A 23,171-nucleotide genomic window follows, 5' to 3' on the forward strand; every position below is an offset into this window, starting at 1 on the left:
AGTGGTCGCTTTTTTTATACGGTAACCTTATGGCGTACGATGCATTTCTTGTTCTAAAAGACGCGATGCTTTCCTGTCGGCATTGCGCTGATGTTTTGCCGTATCCCCCCAAACCTATTCTACAAATTCACCCTAATGCAAAACTTTTAATCGCTGGGCAAGCACCAGGTAAAAAAACTCATGATATTGGTCGACCGTTTGATGACCTTAGTGGCGACCGTTTACGAGGTTGGCTTGGGTTATCTGAAGACGAATTTTATGACGAGCAACAAGTCGCTATTGTCCCAATGGGTTTTTGCTTTCCCGGCAATAGTGTTCATAAAAGTGGACCGTCAGCGGGAAAGAAATCAGGTGATTTACCGCCACGCCCAGAATGCTCGATAAAATGGCGCGAAGCCGCGCTTAACCAACTGACGAATATTAAGTTAACGATTGTCTTGGGAGCTTATGCGCAAGCTTACCATTTAGGACAGTCTGGCAATGTCACTGAGCAAGTGAAGCAATGGCAATATTGGTTAGAACAAGGCAAGTTAGTATTGCCTCACCCAAGCCCAAGAAACAATCGCTGGCTCAAGCAAAACCCTTGGTTTGAAACTGAAGTCTTGCCAGAGCTGAAAGCAAGAGTTAGTAGGTTACTTCAAGTTCCCTCGTCATAAGATAATGCTCTATACCATCTTCCATATAGGGTTCGGATACTGTAATAAAACCGTGGGATTGATAAAAGCGTTCAAGGTGAGATTGTGCGCCAATTTTAATCGGACTGTCTGGCCAAAGGTTGAGGGTTTCTTTAATCGCATTCGTCATTAGCACGTGACCTAATTTATCTTTACGGCTTTCTTCTGCGACTACTACTCGACCTATGCTGCTATGATCTGGATAACAATCACCTTTTGCCAAAAGTCTTACATAAGCGACCACTTTGTTATCTTGTAAGGCAAACAAGTGTCTCGTATTAGGCAGTGTATCCAAATTATCCATATCAGAAAAAACGCAGTTTTGTTCTACCACAAAGACATCAGAACGAAGCTTTAGCAAGTCGTATAAGGTGTTATTGGGCAGTTCATTAAATGTTTGACAGTGCCAAGTGAGCATTTCATTTTTCTCATTAAATTTTGTTTGCCAATATTATGCCTATTAAATTGCGTCATGAACATGAGAGCGTTTCTTTGGTTTTGGACATATAAAAAGAACTTCAAACTCGACTGTAAATACGTTTTACTGATATCAATAAAATAATAAAAATTAAGGTTCGTAGGGTGAAAACCATGCTTGAACGCTTGTTTTTACTGGGGTTAAAATGGGATTGGCAACAAACAATAGAACGTTCTTGCGAAAAACAAAATAAAGCTGTGAATAAAAATAATTAAGATTGAAGCAGAATTGTTCGGAGCGGATTAGATAGATAAGGTAGGAACAGGAAGCGCTTAATGTTTTTATTCTAGCGCCATTTCCTTACAAGCCTGTTGGAGTAAGCCAACATATCTGTTTTGATAACAGATGCTCACCCAATAACTCTCTGGTGTGCTTAACGACTAAAGTGTACTGATTGATTAAGCGTGTTGAGCAGAAGAAGATGCAAACGCTGATTTCAATTTGATTGCTGTATTTTTAACGGCTTTAAAAGCAGAAGAAATGCCTGCAATGATGTATTCAGCGCGTTCAGCACGAGCAATTGCTTCGTATTTTTCAGCATCAGTAAGAAAAGAAGTGTTTACAGTGTCTAGTAATTCGGCAACAGATTTAGTGTTTTTCATGATGTATTCCTCGTTCATGGTTGTTTTGAAAGGCATCAAAACTTATTCCGTTTTGACGCTTATATAGTAGAAACTATGGGGAAATAAGACAAACGATAAAAAATACACCAATACCTGAAAAAAACTAATCAATCGGACAAGGAAATTCTTAAGTTAATGTTTTTAATAGATTTTTATGATTTATCAAGAGGGCTACCGTTTTGCTTTGCTGTGTCTAAACGTATGTAGGATTTGGTGCTTACAACGTCAGCATGAGCATAAAGTTGTTTTACTACTAAATCGGTGAATTGTGTCATGTCTGTTGCGTAAATTTCTACCATTAAATCCACATCTCCTGTGACACCATGCACGCTAATTGCAGAACTTTGTTGCTGTAAAAAAAACATCACATTCTCTCGAGCATTGGCTGTGTCTTTACTGACGGTGACCAAAGTCCAAGCCATGACGCTATAGCCGAGCTTTTGGTAGTTAACTTGTGCTCGGTAACCGCTAATAATGTCCATTTCTTCTAACTGTCGTAAACGCCTTAAACACTGGGATTGTGAAAGATTAATGGTTTCTGCTAACTGAGTATTACTAAGTCGGCCGTCGTTTTCCAATGCTTGTATTATTTTGTAATCAGTGCGGTCTAAGGTGATTTCTTTCATAAAGTGCTCATTTAAAACAAAAATCTTGTATTACGTTAGTGATTCTACCTTTAAATAGCAAACAACTTGTGTGTCTTATTCTCTATACTTTTCTTATGAGCCCCTTGCGCGATTACTGCGTTTGTTACTTCGTGCAAAGGTCTTCTTATGTTAGTTCGATTTGAATGGCAAGCAGTAGACTGCTTTCAGTGTGGAGATAAAGTTATGACACCTAAATTGGATTTGGCGTTTGTTCGTTCTCAATTCCCAGCGTTTAAAGAACCGTCTTTAGCAGGCCAGGCATTTTTTGATAATGCGGGTGGCTCTTACGCTTGTCAGTCGGTGATTGATCATTTAGACCAATATTATCGAGAAACCAAACTTCAGCCTTATCATCTTCATCCCGCCGCTCAAAAAGCTGGCGCTCAGATGGATTTAGCTCACGAGCGTTTAGCGTCCTATTTGAATGTGAAAGCCAGCGAAGTACATCTTGGCCCTTCGACTTCTCAGAATACCTATGTACTGGCGCAAGCTTTTGGCAAGATTCTAAAAGCAGGTGACGAGGTCATAGTCACTAATCAGGATCATGAAGCGAATATTGGTGTCTGGCGAGCACTGGAATCACGTGGCATTGTTATTAAAGAGTGGCAAGTAGATACCCAGACTGGATCATTAGATATAAATGATTTAGAGACACTTTTTACGGAGCAAACCAAACTGCTGGCTTTTACTCATTGCTCAAATATTGTGGCTGAGATTAACCCGGTGGCAGAAATTTGTGCACTAGCAAAAGCTGCAGGCGTTGCGACGCTTGTGGACGGAGTGTCTTTTGCGGGCCATGGTTTGCCGGATGTGAATGCATTGGGCGCAGATATTTATCTACTTTCTCTTTATAAAGCGTACGGAACGCACCTTGGTGTAATGGTTATTCGTGATGCTATGGCGGATAAACTAGGTAATCAGGCGCATTATTTTAACAAAGCTTATCGTCAAAAATGGTTTGTCCCAGCGGGTCCAGATCATGCACAAGTTGCAGCGAGTCGTGGTGTTTTAGATTACTTTGATGCACTGCATGACCATCATTTCGACACGACAGGTTCTGTTATTGAAAAAGTCCAGCGAGTACGAGGCTTGTTGCATGATGCCGAACAAGGTTTGTTGGTTAAGTTGCTTCGTTTTGTTGATCAACACCCAAAATTAATCTTACTTGGTACGGCTGATCCGTCTAAGAGAGCTGCGACCGTAGCGATTATTCCCAAAGGACAAACACCTCAAGAGTTGGCGCAAAAATTAGTCGATCAAGGTATTATTTGTGGAGCGGGGCATTTCTATGCGGTGCGCTTATTAGAAGCTATGGGAGTGGATGCAGCTACGGGGGTGGTGCGTTTGTCATTCGTTCACTACACGAATGCCGAAGAAATAGATCAACTGATCGAAGCGTTGGACAAAGCGCTTTCATAATAGTATTTCAAACTAGTAAAAGAAGAGGCCTAAGCAAGTGAAATATCTACTTAGGCTTTATTCGCTTTATGCCTACTAAAAATCACAACGTATTGGCTGGTGCAGTTATTGTGTAACTCTATTAATCATTTTTTGGCTGCCGCCAAGAGTCATAATGAATGGCACAGCTGGCATCTCGTCTTGGTAACCAGCCAGCCCTTTCTAGGTCTGGTGTGTCATGAAATTCTTCAACATAGCCCACGCATAAATACGCAATAATATCGATGGATTCAGGGATGTTAAGCGTGTCACGTATTACTTTGTCATGAACAATACTGACCCAGCCAACGCCAAGGTTCTCCGCTCTGGCGGCTAACCATAAATTTTGTACTGCGCACACTGAACTGAATAAATCCATTTCTGGCTTCGCGGTTCGTCCTAATACCACTGAGCCTGTTCGACTGCGGTCGCATGTCACACAAATGCCCAGTGGCGCTTCTTCGATGCCTTCTAATTTGAAGCTTTTATACTGCTCTTTACGTTCGCCTTTAAACAGTTCGGTGGCTTCGGCATGGGCTTGTAAAAAACCTTGTTTAATTTGTGCTTTAGATTCTGGCTTAGTGACAAGAATGAAGTCCCAAGGCTGCATAAAGCCAACGCTTGGCGCATGGTGAGCAGCCAGTAATATGCGCTCTAAAACATCATTTGGGATAGGATCTGGTTTGAATTCTCGTCGCACATCACGACGAGAAAATATGGTTTTGTAAACCGCGTCGCGTTCTTCAGCTGTGATGTTCATAATAATCGACTTTTGATTTGTAGGAAGTCGATTATTATGGAGGTGGAAGTTCGTTTATGCCAATGAGAAAAACTCGGGTTATCAGGAGTGTTATTTAAGCTTGATTACGACAAACCGCTTTTAGTAATAAATCATCACTTGCAAGCGGGTACCAGGTTGAAGCGGATTGGCTTGATGAAGGGCTAAAGGATTGAGTGAAATCTGTTCTGGCGCCTTGTACACAATCGACTATTTGTGGGACACGTTTTGCTGTGTGGCGACGCTCAAAAAAATATAAGTCGACAAGAACAAGGTTCGGGTCAATTTTATTTTGTGCAGAATTCTCTACGTCGGCAGCAATAAAGCGGAGAGTTTGTGGGAATACGTAGCTCCAAGGACGCCACGGCGCTTCTTCTTGAACGGTTTTTACAACCACAATACCTTTTGGCAATAAGCTAGTTTGGTGATTGTACCAGTCGTACTCACCTTGAATTTGAAAACCAAGCATAGCAACACCAGCAAACGCAGGCACCAGCCATTTCGGCGCAGTTTGTTTGGTTATCTTTCTTAACAACAGAGCAATACCTGCGCCGCCAATACCGGCAAAAACAGTAGCAATGAGTTCCCAAAACATAAGCGCTCTCTTTTATTTGTGTGGATTCTTATTATAGGGAAATTGGGCCTCACAAAGAAGTGAGGCCCAATTTTCGGAAGTGCTTTTGGTTAAACCTTAGTGGTCAACAGCACCGCCTGCACCTTGAGGGTAACGAACGCTTTCAACAAGGTCTTGGATTTCTTTTGGTGGTGGCGCAGTCATCGAAGAGACAGTAAACGCGACCACAAAGTTAATCACAGCACCCACGGCACCAAACGACAATGGAGAGATACCGAACAACCAGTTATCTGGTGTGTTGGCAAGCGACGCAGTACCTGGGATGAAGAACCAGCCAAGGAATAAGAAGATATAAACCAAGGTTGAAATCAGACCCGCTAGCATACCAGCCACAGCCCCAGTGCTATTTACACGTTTAGAGAATATCCCCATCATTAAGGCTGGGAAGATAGACGCTGCCGCGATACCAAAGGCTAATGCTACTACTTGAGCGGCGAAACCTGGTGGATTCATGCCTAGATAAGTTGCTAATGCTATCGCGACAAACATGGACAGCCTTGCCACTCTGAGCTCCCCTTTGTCACTAATATTGGGGTTTATCGAGCCTTTTATTAGGTCATGACTTATTGCAGACGATATTGCCAGTAGTAGACCTGCAGCGGTTGAGAGTGCTGCGGCCAAACCACCAGCGGCAATTAGTCCAATAACCCAGCTTGGAAGGTTCGCAATTTCTGGATTTGCCAATACAAGGATGTCACGGTTAACGACTAGTTCATTGCCTTCCCAACCACGAGCTGTAGCTTCCTCTTGGAATGCAGGGACGTCGTTGTAGAATTGCACACGACCATCGCCGTTTTTATCGTCGAACTTGATAAGACCGGTTGTTTCCCAAGTCTGAACCCAATCTGGGCGTTCAGCGTATTCGATGGGTTGTTCTGTTGGACCTGATGGGTAAATAGTCGTTAGTAGATTTAAACGAGCCATAGACGCAACCGCTGGTGCGGTTAGATACAACAAAGCGATGAAGACTAATGCCCAACCAGCAGACCAACGGGCATCGGCTACTTTAGGAACAGTGAAGAAACGAATAATAACGTGTGGTAGGCCGGCAGTACCTATCATTAGAGATAGGGTAAATAAAACCATATTTAACTTGTTATCGACGTCAGCGGTATAATCTCTAAAACCAAGCTCACGTACCACCTCATCAAGTTTTTGTAACAGTGGTAAGCCAGACTCAGTATGAGTAGAGAAAAGACCAATAGCAGGGATAAAGGTATCTGTTAGTTGTAAGGAGATAAATACCGCAGGAATAGTATAAGCGATGATAAGAACCACATATTGTGCAACCTGCGTATAGGTTATGCCTTTCATACCACCTAACACGGCGTAGAAAAACACAACAACCGCGGCAATCAAAAGGCCTGTGTTGTTATCCACTTCCAAGAAGCGAGAAAATGCGACGCCCGCACCAGTCATTTGACCGATTACATAGGTGACCGATGCAATGATTAAACATGCAACAGCAACAAGCCGTGCTGTTTGGCTATAGAAGCGGTCGCCAATGAAATCTGGCACAGTGAACTTTCCGAACTTGCGCAAGTAAGGTGCTAGTAACATAGCGAGTAGGACATAACCCCCAGTCCAACCCATTAAGAAGGTTGAGTTAGCGTAACCGCCAGCCGCGATCAACCCCGCCATTGAGATGAAAGATGCGGCAGACATCCAGTCTGCTGCTGTTGCCATACCATTTAGTACTGGATGTACTCCACCGCCAGCGACATAGAACTCTTTTGTTGATCCAGCGCGCGCCCAAAATGCGATACCGAAGTAAAGAGCAAAGGAGCCGCCGACGAAAAGTAGGTTAATAGTAAACTGATCCATACGACTTACTCCTGAAGGCCAAATTCTTCATCAAGCTTGTTCATTCTCCATGCGTAGAAGAAAGTCAAAATGATGAATACGAGAATGGAACCTTGTTGAGCGAACCAGAATCCTAAATCTGTTCCACCAATATGAATGCCTGAGAGCATGGGACGAAGTAGGATGGCACAGCCATAAGAGGCCATTGCCCAAACCACTAAGCTGCCTAGTATCAGCCTTAGGTTTGCTTGCCAGTATTTTTCTGCATTAATGTTATGATCTGACACGGTAGATCTCCTTATAATTATTTTTATACGCACTGTTAATTTAGCAGGCAGTTGTTTAATAAGAAGTCAGACTTTAGTCGCATAGCGTGTTTATTGATCGACATGCTCTCATGCGGGATCCATGCAAGACAGTACTTTAGATGTGAGTAAGAGAAGTGAATAAGGATATAAAACAAAAGATTCTTTCGGTTTGTGCTGAAAAAATAAAACAAAAAGGCGACGGTGTTCAGGTGTCTTTTTATGCGTTTTTTGCGAATAAAAACGATGACCCCGTTACCTTGATGACCGTTGCGCGCTGGTGGATAGAAGAGCATCAACTTAATCACTTCGAAAAAGCCACTAAGATTTACGCTATGGTGGCATCACTCGATAATCGCTCGGCTATTCAATTGCCAGATTTACAGCAGGCTAAAGGTCTCAATCATCTGACCTTGAGTGTGTCTAATCTTGATGTATCCATTGAGTTTTATTGTGGCCTGTTAGGGTTTCAAGGCGAAGTGCGTTGGAATACTGGTGCTTATTTGTCATACGGAAACTGTTGGCTTTGTTTATCATTGGGGAAAGCGAAGCCCAGCCAGGATTACACGCACGTTGCTTTTACTTATGATTCAGCGTCTATGATTCATATTCAGCGAAAAAATGTTTTTAAGTCGGTTAAGCAATGGCAAATAAATAGCAGTGAAGGGGATTCTTTTTATATTGAAGACCCTGATGGGCATAAGTTAGAACTGCATTCAGGTTCCCTTGCTACTCGCCTTGAATCTTTAAAAGCCAAACCGTATGACGGGTTGGAGTGGCTAAATTAAATCTGTAGCATATAGCCTAACTCTAGAAGAATAGCCTCCTTAACAACTGATTTTTTTGGGAAGGTTTTTAATCATTGTGTATGTCATAATCGACCAGTGATGGACTTGTCTTAGGAGACAAAGGGTGATTCAAGCAATTTTCGTGTCGAAAAAATCTAAGCAATCACAGATAGGGATCGATGCTGTCAAAGTGGATGCAGGTAAAGGTATAGTCGGCGACAGGTATTACGGAAAAAAAGGCACAGATGGCCCAAATATTACCTTTGTAGAAAGTGAAGAAATTGCCGCCTTTAATGCTAACTTTGCGCAAAATATCGGCCTTTCAGCGACCAGAAGAAACATAGTGACCCAAGGCGTGCGATTGAACCAATTAGTCGGACAAGAGTTCTCGATTGGTGATGTGCGCTTTTATGGCGTCGAACTGTGTGAGCCTTGTGGCTCGTTAGGAAAATCCTTAGCGAATGACTCTATATCCTCACCGCAGGTGGTACGAGCTTGGTTACATCGCGGAGGCTTAAGAGCCAATGTCTTAAGTACTGGAATACTAAGAAGGGGCATGCAGTTTAATTTGATTAATAAGTAGTCATAGTTACGTTGTTAGCTTCGTTCAGGCGGCCAATTTTAAATTTTTTAAGACCACCTGAACTTTTTGTTGCCACTTTTATATTTTGATTTATAGCATTCCTGCTAGCCTTGGTAACCAAAGTACTAAATCTGGCGAAAAGGTGAATATGACGAGTAAAGTTATAAGTATTCCTAAAAACACCCATATTTCCCGAATCATTTCTCCAACAGGAATGCCATTCAGCGCTTTAATTATATACAGCAATATACCGTAAGGCGGTGTTAATAATCCTATCATCATGTTGAAAACTAGCACTATTCCAAGATGATTTAAGTCTATGCCAAGCAGCATCGCTGTAGGTATAAATAATGGCGTTACTACCAGCATAATGGTTGATACATCTAAGAAACATCCCATTACCAAATAGAGAATGTTAAGCAAAATTAAAAATTCGGTTTGGCTTAAGTTCCAAGAACTAAAAAGCTCAAAGACATTCTGAGGTAGCTGTTCAACAGTAATGACGTAATTAAAAATAAAGGCGCCACACAGTACTAATGTAACAACAGCCGTTGTTTTTACCGTATCAATGACAACATTCCAGAAGTCTTTTAACCCCATCACTCGATAAGCAAAGACGGCTAACAATAAAGCATAAAAAGCGGAAACAGCAGCCGCTTCAGTGGGGGTAAATACACCAGAGTAGATACCACCTAATAAAATAACAGGCATCAAAAGAGCGGGGAAAGCTCTGATAAAAGCAATTGGTAAAGCTCTCCAGGGAATGGCGTCTTCGACAGGAAAACCTCTGACCTTAGCCATAATGAATACTGCTACTCCTAAAACCAGGCATACCATCAAAGCAGGTACAACACCAGCTAGAAATAGTGCGCCTACCGATGTTGAAGAAATAAGAGCATAAAACACCATAGGAATTGAAGGTGGAAATACTGGTCCGACAACTGCCGATGTTGCGGTTAGGGCGCCAGCAAAACCTCTTGGATAACGGCCGTCTTTCGTCATCATATCTGTGATTATTTTACCAACTCCAGCCGCATCGGAGATAGCGGAACCAGACATACCTGAAAAAATAAGAGAGGTAATTATGTTTACTTGAGCTAGACCGCCCGGAATTCGTCCGACTAGGGCGAGAGAGAAAGTTAATAAACGGTCGGTTACTTTACCTGCATTCATAATGTTCGCGGCAAAAATGAATAAAGGAACTGCAAGGGCAACAAAGTTTCCAAAAGCACCATTCAATACATTTTCTGCGGCTAATCCGACATCATTTCCAGACATAAGTAGGTAGAAAATACTCGAAACAATCATGGCAATGCCAAGTGGCACGCCTGTTATGGTAATGGCAATTAAAATAACGAACATGATTAAGAGTGCGTATTCAGAGAAAAAATCCATGATCATGATTCCTATTAAATGTGGCTACGCCAGTCAGAGCCAAATAACTTACATAAGCGAATACCAGATTTAACGGTAAAGCCAACTAAAAAGAGCATGTAGCAGCTGTAAATTAAGTGCATTGGTACTCTTAAAACGGGGCTTTTTTTGCGAGTAAGAAAGTCTAAATAGTCTAGAGTCGCAGGCATTAAAATAACGAAAGATACGATAATGACAAGCATAGAGAAGATGGCAAAGATACGTTTTGTTTTAGGTGGAACTATGTCATAAACCACTTCCAACGTTACGTGCCTTTTAATTGGTACCATAAAGGCGGCCGCCCAAAAAACAACCCAAATAAAGGCTATCATAATGAGTTCTTCGCTCCATCGAATGGGATCGTTGAGCACGTATCGATAGAATACTTGTATGATAAATCCGCTGAACGCTGCTAGAAAGAAGAGTGCTCCGATAGAATCGGCAAGTTTGGAAAGTAGCTTGCCGATTCTTGTCAGACCTCTCCTACGAATAGGAGTTGTCATAGAGTATTACTCCTGAGCTAGTTTGTTTATTTCTTCTATTAAACCTTTAGGCCAGTCTTTTGAACGATCAGAGTTTAAGTAATAGCTTTGAACGTGTTTGCGAAAGGCTTCAACATTAGGAGTGGTAATGGTTAGACCTGCATCTTTAAAGACAGAGATTAGTCGTGCTTCTTCAGATTGACGCTTTTCATTATTCCAATCACAAGCCGTAACGGCTGCTTTTTGCATGGCTTTTTTCTCACCACTGCTCAGCTTATCCCACGTCTCATTGTTAACAACGATATTGATGGCATCAACTAAATGATCGGTCATGACAATTTGTTTGGTCACTTCATAGAATTTTGCCGCTTCAATGGTTGGGAGCGGGTTGTCTTGTGCATCGATAGCGCCTGTTTGTAGGCCTAAATACACTTCACCAAAAGGCATAGGGGTAGCCGATGCGCCTAATGCATCCCCAAGAAATAGCCAAGCATCAGACCCTGGCATTCTTAATTTTACACCCTTTAAATCGTCTGGTGTTTTGATATCACGTGTGGTCCTAAGGTTCAGCTCACGAGTACCTAAATAACAAGCGTCAAGAATTTGAACGTCCATCTCTTCTGACACATCTTTCTTAAATGCTTGGCCCACTTTTGAGTTTAGAAATGCACGGTAATGTGTAGGGCTTTTAAATAAATAGCCAGATGTGAGAGCGCCGTACTTTGGAATAGCGTCGGCAATTAATTGGTAAGATACATAGCCCATTTCAACATTGCCCCGCTGCATGGCATCTAAATCTGGACCGGATTTAAATAGAGCACCAGAATCATAAAGTTGTACATCAAATCGGCCTGGAACAGAGGTATTTAAAGAATTTTTAAATACCTTCATTGCTTTGGTGTGTATGTCTGAAGGCACTGATGCTGTGGTGAACTTTAGTTCAATGGTTTCATTCGCAAATGCTGGAACGGCAAGAGTTGTACAGCAAGTAATAGCGGCAATTATTGTTTTTAATTTCATGCTTTTCTCCATTTTCATCAACTTTTTATTTTTGTAGAGATTGCGGCTTAGGTAGTGGCTTGTAATCTACCAGCTTCCTTGAGCTTGATAAAACTTTACAGGGAAATTTTATCGAAGTATAGACTTATTGTATTAGTTATATGATTATATGTTTTATCAAAAAAACAATAACTTATTAGAGGTGGTCGTGATGAATAAAGATACAGATTTAAAAGGAGTGATTGGAGCTGCCTTAACACCCATTGACTCACATCAAGAAATTGATGTCTTAGCACTCAAAGATCATTGTGAGAATATGTTGTCTAAAGGATGTGAATTTGTATCCGTATTTGGAACAACGGGTGAGGGAGCTTCTTTTTCTTCCCAGCAAAAAATAGCTGCACTCATTGCTCTTTCTGACTTAGGTATGGACATGTCTCGTCATATACCTGGCATTATTGCTTCTTCTATAGCAGATGCGGCATCTCTTTATAAAACCGCTAGCGAATTGGGTTGTCGTGCGGCATTAATTATCCCACCTTTTTACTACTTGCCTTCAGGTAATGAGGGTGTTGTGAATTTTTATGAGGCGATAGTTGCTTCAGCTGGGACTCCTGATCTCGATATCGTTTTGTATAACTTCCCATTCTTTAGTGGTGTGCCATTTACGCCTTCTTTAGTTAAAGATGTTGTTGCTAGGTTGGGGGCGCGAGTTGTTGGTATCAAAGACTCTACAGGCAATCTTAAAGATGGATTGGAGTTGATTGCTAGTTTCCCTGATTTATCAATATTTACCGGAGATGATCGAATTCTGAGTCGTATGGTTAGTGCTGGCGGTGCTGGCATGATAGGCGGTTTACCTAATCTTTTCCCAGAAGATAGTGTGACTTTGTATAAAGGTGGTGTTGATGATGCTTTTGAATCACGCGCTGCAAAACGTATTGAAGCTATAGATGGTAATGGTGGTTTGATCTCCTTAAAAGCATTGTTATCAGATAAATACAATCAACCTTCTTTTTATAAGCCTTTACCCCCTTTATTACCTCTTTCTGATGATATTAGGACCGCGCTGAAGTTAGAATTAAACCTTTAGTACCTGTTATCAAACTGATTGATCGAGGCAAAAAATGAATGCAAAAGTAATGACAGCTCCAATTAAATACAATGATGGCCGTATACGTCAGGTGGCTTATGAACAATTTCAAGAAGCTCTATTAGACGGGCGACTTCGACCTGGACAAATGGTTAGTCAGCGAGAATTAGTTGAAATGCTGCATTTATCCATTGGCGCATTAAGAGAGCTTTTGCCGAGGTTACAGTCTGAAAACTTGATTACGGTGCTACCGCAAAAAGGCATCATGATTCCTGCTATTGATTTACAGATGATTCGTGACGCTTTCCAAATGCGTGCAGCTCTAGAAAGAGAGGCTGTTCTGTATGCTTTGAAAAAAATGCCTGAAGAGGTATTGCTAGAGCAAAAAGCACTTCACCTTGAAATTATTGAAGCCGTCAAAGCTGGTTCATCTGAAGAGTTACTTCGCAGAGGACAGGAAATAGACAGTGGCTTTCATGCATTGCTAATGCAATCAACGCGTAATGAGTTACTCATGGGTGCTTATGATATTAATAATATACGTATACGCCTGATTAAGTTAGATCGAATACGATTGAACTCTCTGACTTTACCTGCAGCCTTTGGTGATCATATTAAAATTATCGATGCACTGTTAGCACGTGATCGAAATGCGGCAATGGAAGCAATGGATCATCATATTGGTAATGCTAGAGAGCGAGCTTTGGAATTATAATATGTCTAGAGAATGCATCTATCTTCAAGCTCACAATTTAAAATGCGAGAGTTTACGGTTGCCTCGTGGCCTGAATCAATTGTCCCCTGTGTTGTCTTGGGGGCTAAAAGGTAAAGGGAGGATGTGTTCTTGGCAGATTATTGCTAGTGAATCAAAAGACAATGTCTACCAAGGTAATGGAACCGTCTGGGATAGCGGTGTTATAAAAGATGTTTGCTGTTCTGTTACTTGGGGTGGTAATCCACTATTACGTGATCAACGAATTTGGTGGGCGCTTCAAATCTGGGATGAAGAGGGACAAAGTGCAGGGCGTTCTGAGCCAGCGCAGTTCTTTACTGGGTTGGGTGAAGACGACTGGCAAGCCCAGTGGATAGCTCGTTATTTTGTTTTGCCCGCAGGGCGAGAGATACCACAAGATACTCATTATGATAACCGCTTTCAAGCTCGGCCAGCTGATTATTTACGCCGACAATTTACCTTAAACGCTGCGCCAGTTAGGGTGTTTGTTTATGTTACCGCTCTTGGTTTGTATGAATTATACCTAAATGGTAGGCGAGTAGGTGATGACGTTATGGCGCCAGGCTGGACCGACTATCATCGTCGTGTCGAGTATCAAAGCTATGATGTTACTGACTTGATTGCATCTTCAAAGAATGTCATTGGCGCTGTACTGGGAGAGGGCTGGTATTCTGGGCGTATTGGGCACAATCAAAGACGTGCAGGCAATCATTATGGTGGTCGTCCAGGGCTAATGTTCCAACTACACATTGAATACGCCGATGGAAGAGTTGAGAAAATTGTTAGTGATAATCAATGGAGCACTAAGCAAGGCCCGATTTGTTACTCAGACTTTTTGGCTGGGGAAATGTATGACGCACGTTTGGAGCTAGTTGATTGGCTCACGTCGGAATATGCCGAGGATAACTGGCAACCTGTTGAAGTATATTCGCCTGAGCCAAATGCCCCATTATTAGACGCGAGTCGAGCGGACAGTGTTAAAGAAGTCGCCCGACTTGAAGCGATACTTGCTGAGAAGGCTTCCTCAGGCGAACTTATTTATAATTTTGGTCAAAACTTAGCGGGTTATGTTGATCTAAAAGTGTCAGCGCCAAGAGGAACTGAAATACGAATCAGACACGCAGAGAGACTTGGCGAGAAAGGCGACTTATATACTGAAAATTTACGTTATGCCGTTTCTGAAGATATTTATATATGTAAGGGCGGTGGTGTTGAGTACTTTAAACCTCACTTTACTTTTCATGGCTTTCAATATGCGGGCATTAGTTTGTCTGAAGCTGTTTCAGACCTCAGCGTCACAGCGATAGCTATTCAGAGCGACTTACCAGTAAGTGGGAAGATTCACACTGGTAATACTATGGTGAATCAGCTTTTATCCAATATTTTCTGGAGCCAGAGAGGGAACTTTTTAAGCGTGCCAACCGACTGTCCTCAGCGTGACGAACGATATGGTTGGTCTGCTGACGCTCAAGTATTTTGGCGCACCGCTGGCTACTTTATGGATACCTCTGCTTTTCTAAAAAAATGGATGGAAGACCTTATCGATGGTCAGTCTGAAGAAGGCGCTTTTCCCGATGTTGCTCCTACTAAACCATTAAACCCATATCGATTAACGCCACAGCCAGGTGCGCCTGCTTGGGGTGATGCGCCGATTATTTTAGCTTGGCATCATTATCTACGTTATGCCGATCTAGGTATGTTAGAACGATGTTGGCAGCCATTTATTAAATGGATGAAAGTCATTGAGTCGACAAACCCTAATGGTATTCGAGTCAATGATATTCATAACAACTATGGTGATTGGTTAGCCGTCGGCGATGAAACAGATAGAGGGCTTATTAATACCGCTTATTGGATCTATCTTGCGGATATCATGACAAGCATGGCTAAGGTTTTAAATAAAGATAGTTCGCCGTGGACAGCATTGTCGAAAAAGCTAAGAAACGTATTTTTAGAACGGTTTGTTTTAGAAGACGGTTCATTATCTGGTGATACGCAAACAGCGTATTTATTGGCCTTAGACTTTAAAGTATTACCTCAAAGCCACGTACCTACTGCTGCAGAAAACCTCGCTCGTTTGTTTAAAAGCTCCAATGGACATTTGCAAACGGGTTTCCTTGGTGTGCGTCATTTAGCCCCCGTTATTAGCGACTACCTTTCTCCCACTCAAGCGATCGATTTATTGCTAAAAGACTCATATCCGTCTTGGGGATTCTCAATAAAGCAGGGTGCAACCACGATATGGGAGCGTTGGGATGGCTGGACGCCAGATAAGGGTTTCCAAAGTAAAGCTATGAACTCTTTCAATCATTATGCCTACGGTGCTATTGGTGAATGGATCTGGGCTCGACTTGCTGGAATTGATTGGGATGAAGTGGCCCCAGGTTATACCAATGTAAAAATGAGCCCTATTTTTGATGAAAGAATTGGGTTTGTCGAAGCGGAATATGAGGCATGTACAGGTCTTATAAAAAGCCATTGGGAAATGAATAAAGACAACCCAGAAGAAGTGAGTTGGGTTGTAGAGCTACCGCCAAATGTTAGTGCATCGATAACATTGTCTGGTCCTTGGCGTTTTCAAGAAAAAAGGGAGTTTGTGCTTGCTTCAGGAACTCATTCGATGAATATAAAAATATATAAGGAAAAATAATAATATGGCCTTTTTTATTGGTATTGATGTCGGTACTGGCAGTGCAAGAGCTGGTGTTTTTGACTCTGAGGGGAATTTAAAAAGTACCGCAGCCCAAGCTATTGAAACATATCGTCCACAGGAAAATTTTGCACAGCAAAGTAGTTCTGAAATATGGCAGGCAGTTTGTACGGCGACTAAAACAGCGATAGCTGATGCCAACATATCGTCGTCAGAGGTAGTAGGAATGGGGTTTGATGCCACTTGCTCTCTTGTCGTTACTGATGCTAATGGAGGACCGGTTAGTGTGGATCCAGCAGGTTTGACTCATCAAAACGTGATGTTATGGATGGATCATCGTGCCATAGAAGATGCCAATGAAATAAATGCAATTGGTGGTTCGGTTTTAAAGCATGTCGGTGGTCGAATTTCTCCTGAAATGGAGCTTCCAAAATTACGTTGGATGAAACGAGAGCTACCACAGAGCTGGCAAAATGCGGCCCAATTTTGGGACTTGCCAGATTGGTTAGTTCACCGAGCCACCAATAGTTTCACGCGCTCACTGTGCTCAACCGTGTGTAAGTGGACCTACTTAGGTCACAAAGGCCTTGCAGGGGAAGGTTGGGACGATGATTTTTTGTCTTCTATAGGGCTGAAAGATTTAGTTGCGGATGAACATGCTTCCATTGGCTCAACGCTCTCTGTTCCGGGTGAACGTTGTGGCGTGCTAACCGAACAATCGGCAGCTGAGCTTGGTTTGGCTGCCGGTATCGCCGTATCCGCTAGTTTAATTGATGCCTATGCTGGTGCATTAGGGACATTGGGGCTTGATATTGGTGAATCGCCGATAGACTCTCGTCTTGCAGTTATTGCAGGTACGTCGACTTGTCATATTGCTTTTAATACGAAGCCGATTTTTGTACCCGGTGTTTGGGGGCCATATTTTGGCGTAACCCTACCTGATATGTGGGCTTTAGAAGGCGGTCAGTCTGCAGCTGGTGTACTTATGGATGCGGTAGTTGCTCGTCATAGCGCCTCTGTCCCACTTGCAATTGAAGCTAAAAAACAAGGCAAAAGAATTTCCGATTTGATCGAAGACAGGCTCACTAGTATGGCTGAGGAAACGGCGTTTTTAACGTCGACTCGTCATGTGCAACCTGACTTCCATGGAAACCGCTCTCCTTTAGCTGAGCCTTGGAGAAAAGGTGCCGTAGTAGGGCTGGGTATGAGTGCAGGCCTTGATGATTTAGCGCTTGACTATTTAGCCACGATTCAAGCTTTGGCTTATGGTACTCGGCATATTATTGAAGAAATGCGTGCTCAAGGAGCGGTTATAAATACGCTTGTTATGAGTGGTGGTTTAGCTAGAAATACACTTTATGTTCGTGAGCATGCTGATGCAACGGGTTGTAAGGTGTTGGTGCCAGATCAACAAGAACCTGTGCTATTAGGTTGTGCTATGTTGGGGGCAGTTGCTGCGGGTGAGTTTACTGATCTAAGGCAAGCAATGAAGGTGATGTCCGGTCAAGGTCGTATGGTCGAACCAAGACAAGGTTCTATCAATAATTATCACAATAATAAATACAAGGTGTTTCGGAAGATGCAAGACGATTATTCCAAGTATAACGCCATGATGATGACAAAGGAGAAATAGTCAATGAGCCAAATTATATTAGTTGCTAGTGGTGATTTAAGAGAAGGTGCCAATATTGTATGTTGGCCTACACAAAAAGCAATGGAAGCAAAGCTAACCAAAGTATTGGCAGACCTTGGGCATGAGTTAGTTCGTGCTCATCCCGAAAAAGCGGCTGGGCATGGCTTTATTGCAAGCCAGCGTGAAGGCATGGATATATTTGCAACTATTGATCCTGATGCTCCTTTAATTGTCGCAGAAGCGGTTTGGCAATATTCGCACCATGTCTTAGCGGGTTTAACGACTCACCGAGGGCCTATTTTGACTATCGCCAATTGGTCCGGTCAATATCCAGGTTTGGTCGGGTTACTTAATATTAATGCCTCTATGACTAAAGCTAAAGTGGATTATTCTACTATTTGGTCGGAAAATTTTGACGATGATTTCTTCTTAACAGGTATCAAAGAATGGTTGCATACTGGAAAAATTACTCATGATACATCACATGTTAGAGTATTCGAAAATACTATAAATGAGGCTGATCATAAGTTGGTTGCAGGAATTGCAGATGATATTCGTCGCAATAAAGTGATTTTAGGGGTTTTTGATGAAGGCTGTATGGGGATGTATAACGCCATCATTCCTGATGAATTACTCATGCCTATGGGTATTTTTAAAGAAAGATTGTCACAATCAACTTTGTACCATGCGACATTGCAAGTATCTGATGAAGAAGCGATTGAAGTGTATCAGTGGATGTTAGGTAAAGGCATGACTTTTCATTATGGCCCAAACCCTGAGACAGATTTAACGGAAGCGCAAGTTCTTGGGCAATGCAAGATGTACATTGCATCTGTACGTTTAGCCGATCAGTTTGGGTGTGAAGCTATAGGCATTCAATATCAACAAGGCTTGAAGGATTTGCTGCCTGCTTCTGATTTAGCTGAAGGCATGCTAAATAATGAAGACCGCCCTGATGTAAAACGTGCGGATGGAAGTGTTATTCGCCAAGGGCAAGCCATAGTACACTTTAATGAAGTGGATGAGTGCGCAGCATTGGATGGTGTTTTAATCAACCGTTTGCACCGAGCGCTTGGACAGCCAGTTGAAAACACTCTGCATGATATTCGCTGGGGGGGATTTGACCCTACTGGTAGTTGCGATGACTATGTTTGGGTCTTTGAAATTTCAGGTGCTGTGCCGCCAGCTCATCATGAAGGTGGTTGGGCCGGTTCAGAAAGCTTACGTCAGCCATTGATGTATTTCCCATTTGGCGGTGGTTCTTTGCGAGGTATTGCGAAAGCAGGAGACATTATCTGGTCAAGAATCTATGTACAACAAGGTGCTCTTCATATGGATCTGGGGCGTGGCAAAGCGGTTGATTTACCAGAAGAAGAGGTCGCTCGTCGCTCTCAATCTACCACCCCTGAATGGCCAATTATGAACGCGGTACTAAAAGGAGTGAGTCGTGATCAAATGATGGCTCGACACAAAGCTAATCACATTCAAGTTGTTTATGCTCATTCCGAGGCGGACGCTGAGCATGCTATGTACGCTAAAGCAGCACTTGCAAAGGAGCTTGGAATAAAAGTGCATCTCTGCGGTGTGTAAGTACTGTAAGTAATACTTACTAAGAATGCTTAATAATAAAAGCAGCTATCATTTGATAGCTGCTTTTATTATGTATTAACTAAACAAGATCTTCAGCCAAAACAAAACGCTTAATCTCACTAAACTCTTGATTGAAGGGTTGTGGCTGCGGAATGTATTTTCCTGCTAGACAGTCTTTCACAATTTCTTCTGCTTCTACCAAATAAACATTTTTATCGGTCGTGTGGCTTGGTTTTTGTTCCGTGCTGAGCGATTGCCACAGCAGATTATTAAGCGATTTGGCTGTGGTGTGGTTTCCTTGAAAGCGCCATAAGTCCGAGGTTTGATCATAAGCGTAATAAGGCAACAGGGTTGTACCATGCTTCGCGATAAAATCGATTGCATCTAGAATAAATATGGCTTCTGAATCCTCTAAGAAGTAGTTCAAATTGAAACGAACCCAGCCTGGTTTTACCAGTTTTTCGCCTTTTCTCAGTGCTGCTTGAATACGTTCGGACTCAGTTTGATCTATGCCCAAAAGTTGATGACCATAAGGTCCAGCGCAAGAACAACCGCCACGTACTTGTATGCCAAACATGTCATTTAATAAAGCAGTGACAAATCCATGGTGTAAATAACCCAGTTCGGTTTTGATGCGAAACGCTGTAATTGATAAGCGTGTTGCATCAGTATGGCCTAAACGCTCAATGCTTGGGTGGTTATGCCAATGTTTGTCGATGAGTTTCACGAGTTCGTGTTCACGAGCTTCGATGTTTTTTTCACCAACAGCTTGTTTAAGTTGGAATACTAAGCCAGCACGAATGGATTCTAGAATCCCCGGTGTACCGCCTTCTTCTCGACGTTCGCCAATAGGCAAAAAAGTATGATCTTCAGGTGTCACAAAAGACACGGTGCCGCCGCCGATATGGCTCGGTTTTTGGTTGCTAATAATGCTTTTTTTAACCACTAGAATCCCCGGCGTACCTGGGCCACCGATAAACTTATGAGGAGAGAAAAAGATCGCGTCTTTGGCAAGTGAATGGTTGGCACTTGGGTTCATATCTAATGCCACGTAAGGTGCAGCTGCGGCAAAATCCCAAAAAGCGAGGGCATTATAGCGGTGGAGTAACGCTGTAATCGAATCTTGATCACACAGAATTCCTGTGACATTAGATGCGGCGCTGAAACTGCCGATGAGGCGTTTATTTTGATTTTTCTGTAATTGCTCTTCTAATGAAGAAAGACACACACCACCATCCTTTGATTCAGGAATTCTGATCACTTCAACCCCCAATTCGCGCCAAGGCAGTTCGTTGGAGTGATGTTCATAAGGTCCAATAAAAATGCATGTGTCATTTTTTTCAGACTCACTCAATTGACGCAAGCCTAATTGGCTAATTAAGGTATTTATCGCGCTGGTGGCTCCGTTACCGCAAAATATTACTAAGTCCTTATCAGAGGCGTTAACAGCTTCTCGAACTTGCTGACGAGCTTGCTCGCGAAAGGCGGTTGTTTGTAGGCCAGTAGCATTGGCTTCTGTATGAGTATTAGCATAAAGCGGTAAAACGCCGTGGCGAATCGCATCTTCAATAAAATCTAAGCTGCGACCGGATGCTGTGTAATCGGCATAGGTTAAAGTTCTTGTGCCAAAAGGAGTGTGTATTGGTGCGTCCCTGCCAATAATGCTGTTACGAATACGGGCAAACAAAGCTTCTGGATTAGGTAGCTCGTTTGTATTTTTTCCTGAAGTGCTTTGATCTAACGTGCTTTCTGCGGCAGCAATGGACATGTTTCTTTCCTTATTTGGCTTGCCGCATTAATGAACCAGATGGTCACTCATTCATTTACGCTGGGCAAGGGCAACTGAGTTGTCCACTTAATTTGCTCCATGGCGAAGTTTGATGTGACGTCGGTTAATGCGGTGGCACTAATTAATCGTTTATAAAATTTGTCGTACGCTGGAATATCTTTGACTAGCACACGAAGTAAGTAATCGTATTCTCCTGCCATGCGGTAAAACTCCACCACTTCAGAGAATTCTGCCACAACGCAAGCAAACTCATCGGCCCAATTCGCGTCATGCTGATTGGTTTTGACTTGTACAAAAACTGATACGCCGAGTCCTAATTTGTCGGCATCTAAAAGTGCAACACGACGTTTAATAAAACCTGCACTTTCTAATTTTTGCACTCGCCGCCAACAGGGCGTTTTTGATAAGCCAACCTGCTGAGCCATAGATTCTGTAGAAATACTATCATCACTTTGAATTAAGGCAAGTAGTTGCAAATCTATGTTATCTAAGTTCATTTTGTTCTCTTTTCTGTCTGTTTTTTAGATTATTTTTTCTTATTGTCATGTTTTTTTTCGCTTACTGCAACTTGGTTCCTTAACCTTGTCTGATAGAGGAATTAGGTTTTTAAATAGGTGATAAAAAAAGTGATAAAAAAGCATTTTTTTTGAAAAAAATAAGGGGCTAAGTGCTTGAGAAGGCATCGATAACGATTTATTGCATGTTTTTCTTTGAGTTTGTCCACGTGATTTTTTAAGTAGCGGTCTATCTCGAATCTGTGAAATGTTATATCATAACATTTTAGTCTTGTAGGAGAGATCCATGAAAAATTTGAAAGATAAATTACCTGTAACGGTTCTATCTGGTTTTTTAGGAGCAGGTAAAACGACGGTTTTAAGTCATATATTGAACAATCGTGATGGTCTCAAAGTCGCGGTGATTGTGAACGATATGAGTGAGATTAATATTGATGCTGCGACGATTAAACAAGAAGTATCACTAAATCGTAGTGAAGAAAAGTTAGTAGAAATGAGCAATGGCTGTATCTGCTGCACTTTACGAGAAGATTTATTGATTGAGGTTCGAAAACTGGCCGAAGACAATTGTTTTGATTATTTAGTGATTGAGTCAACTGGTATTTCTGAACCTTTACCCGTAGCAGAGACCTTTACTTTTGCGGATGAAGATGGCGTGAGTTTATCGGATATTGCTCGCTTAGATACTATGGTGACTGTTGTAGATGCGGTAAATTTTATGAAGGATTATGACGCAGCCATATCCTTGCGGGAAACGGGTGAATCTCTAGGAGAGGAAGACGAACGTAGTGTGGCGGATTTGTTGATTGATCAAGTGGAATTTGCCGACATTATTTTAATTAGTAAAACCGATTTAGTCAGTACGGTGGAATTACGACAATTAGAATCCATCCTTCGTAGTTTCAATACGGAAGCAGATATTATCCCCATTCATCAAGGCAAAATAGAGCCTAAACGCTTGTTGGGAACCGATAAGTTTAGCTTTGAAAAAGCACAACAAGCCGCTGGCTGGCTAAAAGAAATGCGTGGTGAGCATGTGCCAGAAACAGAAGAATATGGTATTAGCAGTTTTTCCTATTTGGCGCGGCGACCTTTTCATCCGCAACGTTTTTTTGATTTTCTTCATAACACTGAAGCATATGGGAAATTACTGCGCTCGAAAGGCTTTTTTTGGTTAGCGACTCGTCCAGAGTTTGCTGGTCAATGGAGTCAGGCTGGGGGGATTGCGCATTATGGATTTGCTGGCATATTTTGGAAAGCGGTTCCTAAGGATAAGTGGCCACAAGACTCAGAATACCTTGAATCGATAGCGGAGCAATGGGTTGAGCCTTTTGGTGATATGCGTCAGGAGTTGGTTTTTATTGGTCAGAATCTACACAAGGAAGCTGTGATAGAAGCCTTGAATGCCTGCTTGCTAAGCGATCAAGAGTTGCTGGCGGGAAAAGCTGTATGGGCCACATTGTCGGACCCTTTTCCAGAATGGCAAGAGGTTGCTTAAGGTCGTAATAAATAAAAAAACAAAGC

The 23,171-nt window shown here is 42.2% G+C and carries 22 protein-coding genes and 1 pseudogene; 11 read left to right on the top strand and 12 right to left on the bottom strand.

Going from position 1 to position 23,171, the window contains the following annotated elements; translation table 11 throughout:
* Positions 1-29: 29 nt before the first annotated feature.
* The gene (locus DFP80_RS00285) at positions 30-656 is read left to right on the top strand and encodes a uracil-DNA glycosylase family protein (RefSeq protein ID WP_113914815.1); all 627 of its coding nucleotides are present in this window, start codon (positions 30-32) and stop codon (positions 654-656) included.
* Here the strand turns inward: DFP80_RS00285 and DFP80_RS00290 are convergent.
* The 3 genes from DFP80_RS00290 to DFP80_RS00300 form a co-directional block, all read right to left on the bottom strand.
* On the bottom strand, positions 625-1,092 hold the full coding sequence (locus DFP80_RS00290; protein ID WP_113914816.1) for a GNAT family N-acetyltransferase: 468 nt from the start codon (positions 1,090-1,092) through the stop codon (positions 625-627). The genes DFP80_RS00285 and DFP80_RS00290 overlap by 32 nt on opposite strands.
* 458 nt (positions 1,093-1,550) lie before the next feature.
* The gene (locus DFP80_RS00295; protein ID WP_241560183.1) at positions 1,551-1,754 is read right to left on the bottom strand and encodes an RSP_7527 family protein; all 204 of its coding nucleotides are present in this window, start codon (positions 1,752-1,754) and stop codon (positions 1,551-1,553) included.
* A gap of 173 nt (positions 1,755-1,927) precedes the next feature.
* Positions 1,928-2,401, bottom strand: coding sequence for an Lrp/AsnC family transcriptional regulator (locus DFP80_RS00300; protein WP_113914818.1), 474 nt, complete (start codon positions 2,399-2,401; stop codon positions 1,928-1,930).
* A 204-nt stretch (positions 2,402-2,605) separates the two neighbouring features.
* Here DFP80_RS00300 and DFP80_RS00305 point away from each other — a divergent pair, with 204 nt between their 5' ends.
* Positions 2,606-3,841: an aminotransferase class V-fold PLP-dependent enzyme gene (locus DFP80_RS00305; protein WP_113915121.1), complete on the top strand. Its 1,236-nt coding sequence runs from the start codon at positions 2,606-2,608 to the stop codon at positions 3,839-3,841.
* Positions 3,842-3,962: 121 nt separating this feature from the next.
* Here the strand turns inward: DFP80_RS00305 and bluB are convergent, their stop codons facing one another.
* From bluB to DFP80_RS00325, 4 genes are all read right to left on the bottom strand, one after another.
* Positions 3,963-4,619, bottom strand: a complete 657-nt coding sequence (gene bluB, locus DFP80_RS00310) for a 5,6-dimethylbenzimidazole synthase (RefSeq protein ID WP_113914819.1) — start codon at positions 4,617-4,619, stop codon at positions 3,963-3,965.
* Between the two features lie 94 nt (positions 4,620-4,713).
* On the bottom strand, positions 4,714-5,232 hold the full coding sequence (locus DFP80_RS00315) for a hypothetical protein (RefSeq protein ID WP_113914820.1): 519 nt from the start codon (positions 5,230-5,232) through the stop codon (positions 4,714-4,716).
* 96 nt (positions 5,233-5,328) lie between these two features.
* Positions 5,329-7,095 carry a sodium:solute symporter family protein gene (locus tag DFP80_RS00320; protein ID WP_113914821.1) on the bottom strand — a complete coding sequence of 589 codons (1,767 nt, stop codon included), beginning with the start codon at positions 7,093-7,095 and terminating at the stop codon, positions 5,329-5,331.
* A 5-nt stretch (positions 7,096-7,100) separates the two neighbouring features.
* Positions 7,101-7,361: a DUF4212 domain-containing protein gene (locus tag DFP80_RS00325; protein ID WP_113914822.1), complete on the bottom strand. Its 261-nt coding sequence runs from the start codon at positions 7,359-7,361 to the stop codon at positions 7,101-7,103.
* A 155-nt stretch (positions 7,362-7,516) separates the two neighbouring features.
* Between DFP80_RS00325 and DFP80_RS20835 the strand changes: the two are divergent.
* The 3 genes and pseudogenes from DFP80_RS20835 to DFP80_RS00335 all read left to right on the top strand — a co-directional run.
* Positions 7,517-7,708 (top strand): annotated as a pseudogene (locus DFP80_RS20835) (DUF6500 family protein); the annotation flags it as partial.
* 6 nt (positions 7,709-7,714) lie between these two features.
* Entirely contained in the window at positions 7,715-8,167 is a 453-nt protein-coding gene (locus DFP80_RS00330; protein ID WP_113915122.1) for a VOC family protein, read from the top strand.
* Positions 8,168-8,291: 124 nt separating this feature from the next.
* Positions 8,292-8,750: an MOSC domain-containing protein gene (locus DFP80_RS00335; protein ID WP_113914823.1), complete on the top strand. Its 459-nt coding sequence runs from the start codon at positions 8,292-8,294 to the stop codon at positions 8,748-8,750.
* 90 nt (positions 8,751-8,840) lie between these two features.
* Here DFP80_RS00335 and DFP80_RS00340 read toward each other — a convergent pair whose 3' ends face one another.
* Genes DFP80_RS00340 through DFP80_RS00350 form a run of 3 tightly spaced genes read right to left on the bottom strand, consistent with a single transcriptional unit; the run spans position 8,841 to position 11,665 of the window.
* The gene (locus DFP80_RS00340) at positions 8,841-10,145 is read right to left on the bottom strand and encodes a TRAP transporter large permease (RefSeq protein WP_113914824.1); all 1,305 of its coding nucleotides are present in this window, start codon (positions 10,143-10,145) and stop codon (positions 8,841-8,843) included.
* A gap of 14 nt (positions 10,146-10,159) precedes the next feature.
* Positions 10,160-10,666: a TRAP transporter small permease gene (locus DFP80_RS00345; protein WP_113914825.1), complete on the bottom strand. Its 507-nt coding sequence runs from the start codon at positions 10,664-10,666 to the stop codon at positions 10,160-10,162.
* Between the two features lie 6 nt (positions 10,667-10,672).
* Positions 10,673-11,665, bottom strand: coding sequence for a sialic acid TRAP transporter substrate-binding protein SiaP (locus DFP80_RS00350; protein WP_113914826.1), 993 nt, complete (start codon positions 11,663-11,665; stop codon positions 10,673-10,675).
* A gap of 190 nt (positions 11,666-11,855) precedes the next feature.
* On the opposite strand from DFP80_RS00350, the gene DFP80_RS00355 reads away from it, so the two are divergent.
* Genes DFP80_RS00355 through DFP80_RS00375 form a run of 5 tightly spaced genes read left to right on the top strand, consistent with a single transcriptional unit; the run spans position 11,856 to position 19,343 of the window.
* Positions 11,856-12,737, top strand: a complete 882-nt coding sequence (locus tag DFP80_RS00355) for a dihydrodipicolinate synthase family protein (protein ID WP_113915123.1) — start codon at positions 11,856-11,858, stop codon at positions 12,735-12,737.
* A 34-nt stretch (positions 12,738-12,771) separates the two neighbouring features.
* Positions 12,772-13,452 (top strand): GntR family transcriptional regulator, encoded by a 681-nt coding sequence (locus tag DFP80_RS00360; protein WP_113914827.1) that lies wholly within the window; start codon positions 12,772-12,774, stop codon positions 13,450-13,452.
* A 1-nt stretch (position 13,453) separates the two neighbouring features.
* Positions 13,454-16,120, top strand: coding sequence for a family 78 glycoside hydrolase catalytic domain (locus DFP80_RS00365; RefSeq protein WP_158601339.1), 2,667 nt, complete (start codon positions 13,454-13,456; stop codon positions 16,118-16,120).
* Positions 16,121-16,124: 4 nt separating this feature from the next.
* Complete coding sequence (locus DFP80_RS00370) at positions 16,125-17,753, top strand: FGGY-family carbohydrate kinase (protein WP_113914829.1); 1,629 nt, start codon at positions 16,125-16,127, stop codon at positions 17,751-17,753.
* Between the two features lie 3 nt (positions 17,754-17,756).
* Positions 17,757-19,343, top strand: a complete 1,587-nt coding sequence (locus DFP80_RS00375; RefSeq protein ID WP_113914830.1) for a fucose isomerase — start codon at positions 17,757-17,759, stop codon at positions 19,341-19,343.
* 79 nt (positions 19,344-19,422) lie between these two features.
* Here DFP80_RS00375 and DFP80_RS00380 read toward each other — a convergent pair whose 3' ends face one another.
* Positions 19,423-21,111: an aminotransferase class V-fold PLP-dependent enzyme gene (locus DFP80_RS00380; RefSeq protein WP_113914831.1), complete on the bottom strand. Its 1,689-nt coding sequence runs from the start codon at positions 21,109-21,111 to the stop codon at positions 19,423-19,425.
* Positions 21,112-21,158: 47 nt separating this feature from the next.
* Entirely contained in the window at positions 21,159-21,629 is a 471-nt protein-coding gene (locus DFP80_RS00385; RefSeq protein ID WP_113914832.1) for an Lrp/AsnC family transcriptional regulator, read from the bottom strand.
* A gap of 304 nt (positions 21,630-21,933) precedes the next feature.
* Between DFP80_RS00385 and zigA the strand changes: the two genes are divergently transcribed.
* A complete protein-coding gene (gene zigA, locus DFP80_RS00390; protein ID WP_113914833.1) occupies positions 21,934-23,145 on the top strand; it encodes a zinc metallochaperone GTPase ZigA in 1,212 nt (403 codons plus the stop codon).
* Positions 23,146-23,171: the final 26 nt, after the last annotated feature.

This window comes from Marinomonas rhizomae, from assembly GCF_003315485.1.
Lineage (GTDB): Bacteria > Pseudomonadota > Gammaproteobacteria > Pseudomonadales > Marinomonadaceae > Marinomonas > Marinomonas rhizomae.

What these genes read in the sequence shown, in the direction of transcription:
- DFP80_RS00285 (WP_113914815.1), top strand. Translation starts at nt 30, where the DNA reads ATGGCGTACGATGCATTTCTTGTTCTAAAAGACGCGATGCTTTCCTGT.
- DFP80_RS00290 (WP_113914816.1), bottom strand. Translation starts at nt 1,092, where the DNA reads ATGCTCACTTGGCACTGTCAAACATTTAATGAACTGCCCAATAACACC.
- DFP80_RS00295 (WP_241560183.1), bottom strand. Translation starts at nt 1,754, where the DNA reads ATGAAAAACACTAAATCTGTTGCCGAATTACTAGACACTGTAAACACT.
- DFP80_RS00300 (WP_113914818.1), bottom strand. Translation starts at nt 2,401, where the DNA reads ATGAAAGAAATCACCTTAGACCGCACTGATTACAAAATAATACAAGCA.
- DFP80_RS00305 (WP_113915121.1), top strand. Translation starts at nt 2,606, where the DNA reads ATGACACCTAAATTGGATTTGGCGTTTGTTCGTTCTCAATTCCCAGCG.
- bluB (WP_113914819.1), bottom strand. Translation starts at nt 4,619, where the DNA reads ATGAACATCACAGCTGAAGAACGCGACGCGGTTTACAAAACCATATTT.
- DFP80_RS00315 (WP_113914820.1), bottom strand. Translation starts at nt 5,232, where the DNA reads ATGTTTTGGGAACTCATTGCTACTGTTTTTGCCGGTATTGGCGGCGCA.
- DFP80_RS00320 (WP_113914821.1), bottom strand. Translation starts at nt 7,095, where the DNA reads ATGGATCAGTTTACTATTAACCTACTTTTCGTCGGCGGCTCCTTTGCT.
- DFP80_RS00330 (WP_113915122.1), top strand. Translation starts at nt 7,715, where the DNA reads ATGGTGGCATCACTCGATAATCGCTCGGCTATTCAATTGCCAGATTTA.
- DFP80_RS00340 (WP_113914824.1), bottom strand. Translation starts at nt 10,145, where the DNA reads ATGGATTTTTTCTCTGAATACGCACTCTTAATCATGTTCGTTATTTTA.
- DFP80_RS00345 (WP_113914825.1), bottom strand. Translation starts at nt 10,666, where the DNA reads ATGACAACTCCTATTCGTAGGAGAGGTCTGACAAGAATCGGCAAGCTA.
- DFP80_RS00350 (WP_113914826.1), bottom strand. Translation starts at nt 11,665, where the DNA reads ATGAAATTAAAAACAATAATTGCCGCTATTACTTGCTGTACAACTCTT.
- DFP80_RS00355 (WP_113915123.1), top strand. Translation starts at nt 11,856, where the DNA reads ATGAATAAAGATACAGATTTAAAAGGAGTGATTGGAGCTGCCTTAACA.
- DFP80_RS00360 (WP_113914827.1), top strand. Translation starts at nt 12,772, where the DNA reads ATGAATGCAAAAGTAATGACAGCTCCAATTAAATACAATGATGGCCGT.
- DFP80_RS00365 (WP_158601339.1), top strand. Translation starts at nt 13,454, where the DNA reads ATGTCTAGAGAATGCATCTATCTTCAAGCTCACAATTTAAAATGCGAG.
- DFP80_RS00370 (WP_113914829.1), top strand. Translation starts at nt 16,125, where the DNA reads ATGGCCTTTTTTATTGGTATTGATGTCGGTACTGGCAGTGCAAGAGCT.
- DFP80_RS00375 (WP_113914830.1), top strand. Translation starts at nt 17,757, where the DNA reads ATGAGCCAAATTATATTAGTTGCTAGTGGTGATTTAAGAGAAGGTGCC.
- DFP80_RS00380 (WP_113914831.1), bottom strand. Translation starts at nt 21,111, where the DNA reads ATGTCCATTGCTGCCGCAGAAAGCACGTTAGATCAAAGCACTTCAGGA.
- DFP80_RS00385 (WP_113914832.1), bottom strand. Translation starts at nt 21,629, where the DNA reads ATGAACTTAGATAACATAGATTTGCAACTACTTGCCTTAATTCAAAGT.
- zigA (WP_113914833.1), top strand. Translation starts at nt 21,934, where the DNA reads ATGAAAAATTTGAAAGATAAATTACCTGTAACGGTTCTATCTGGTTTT.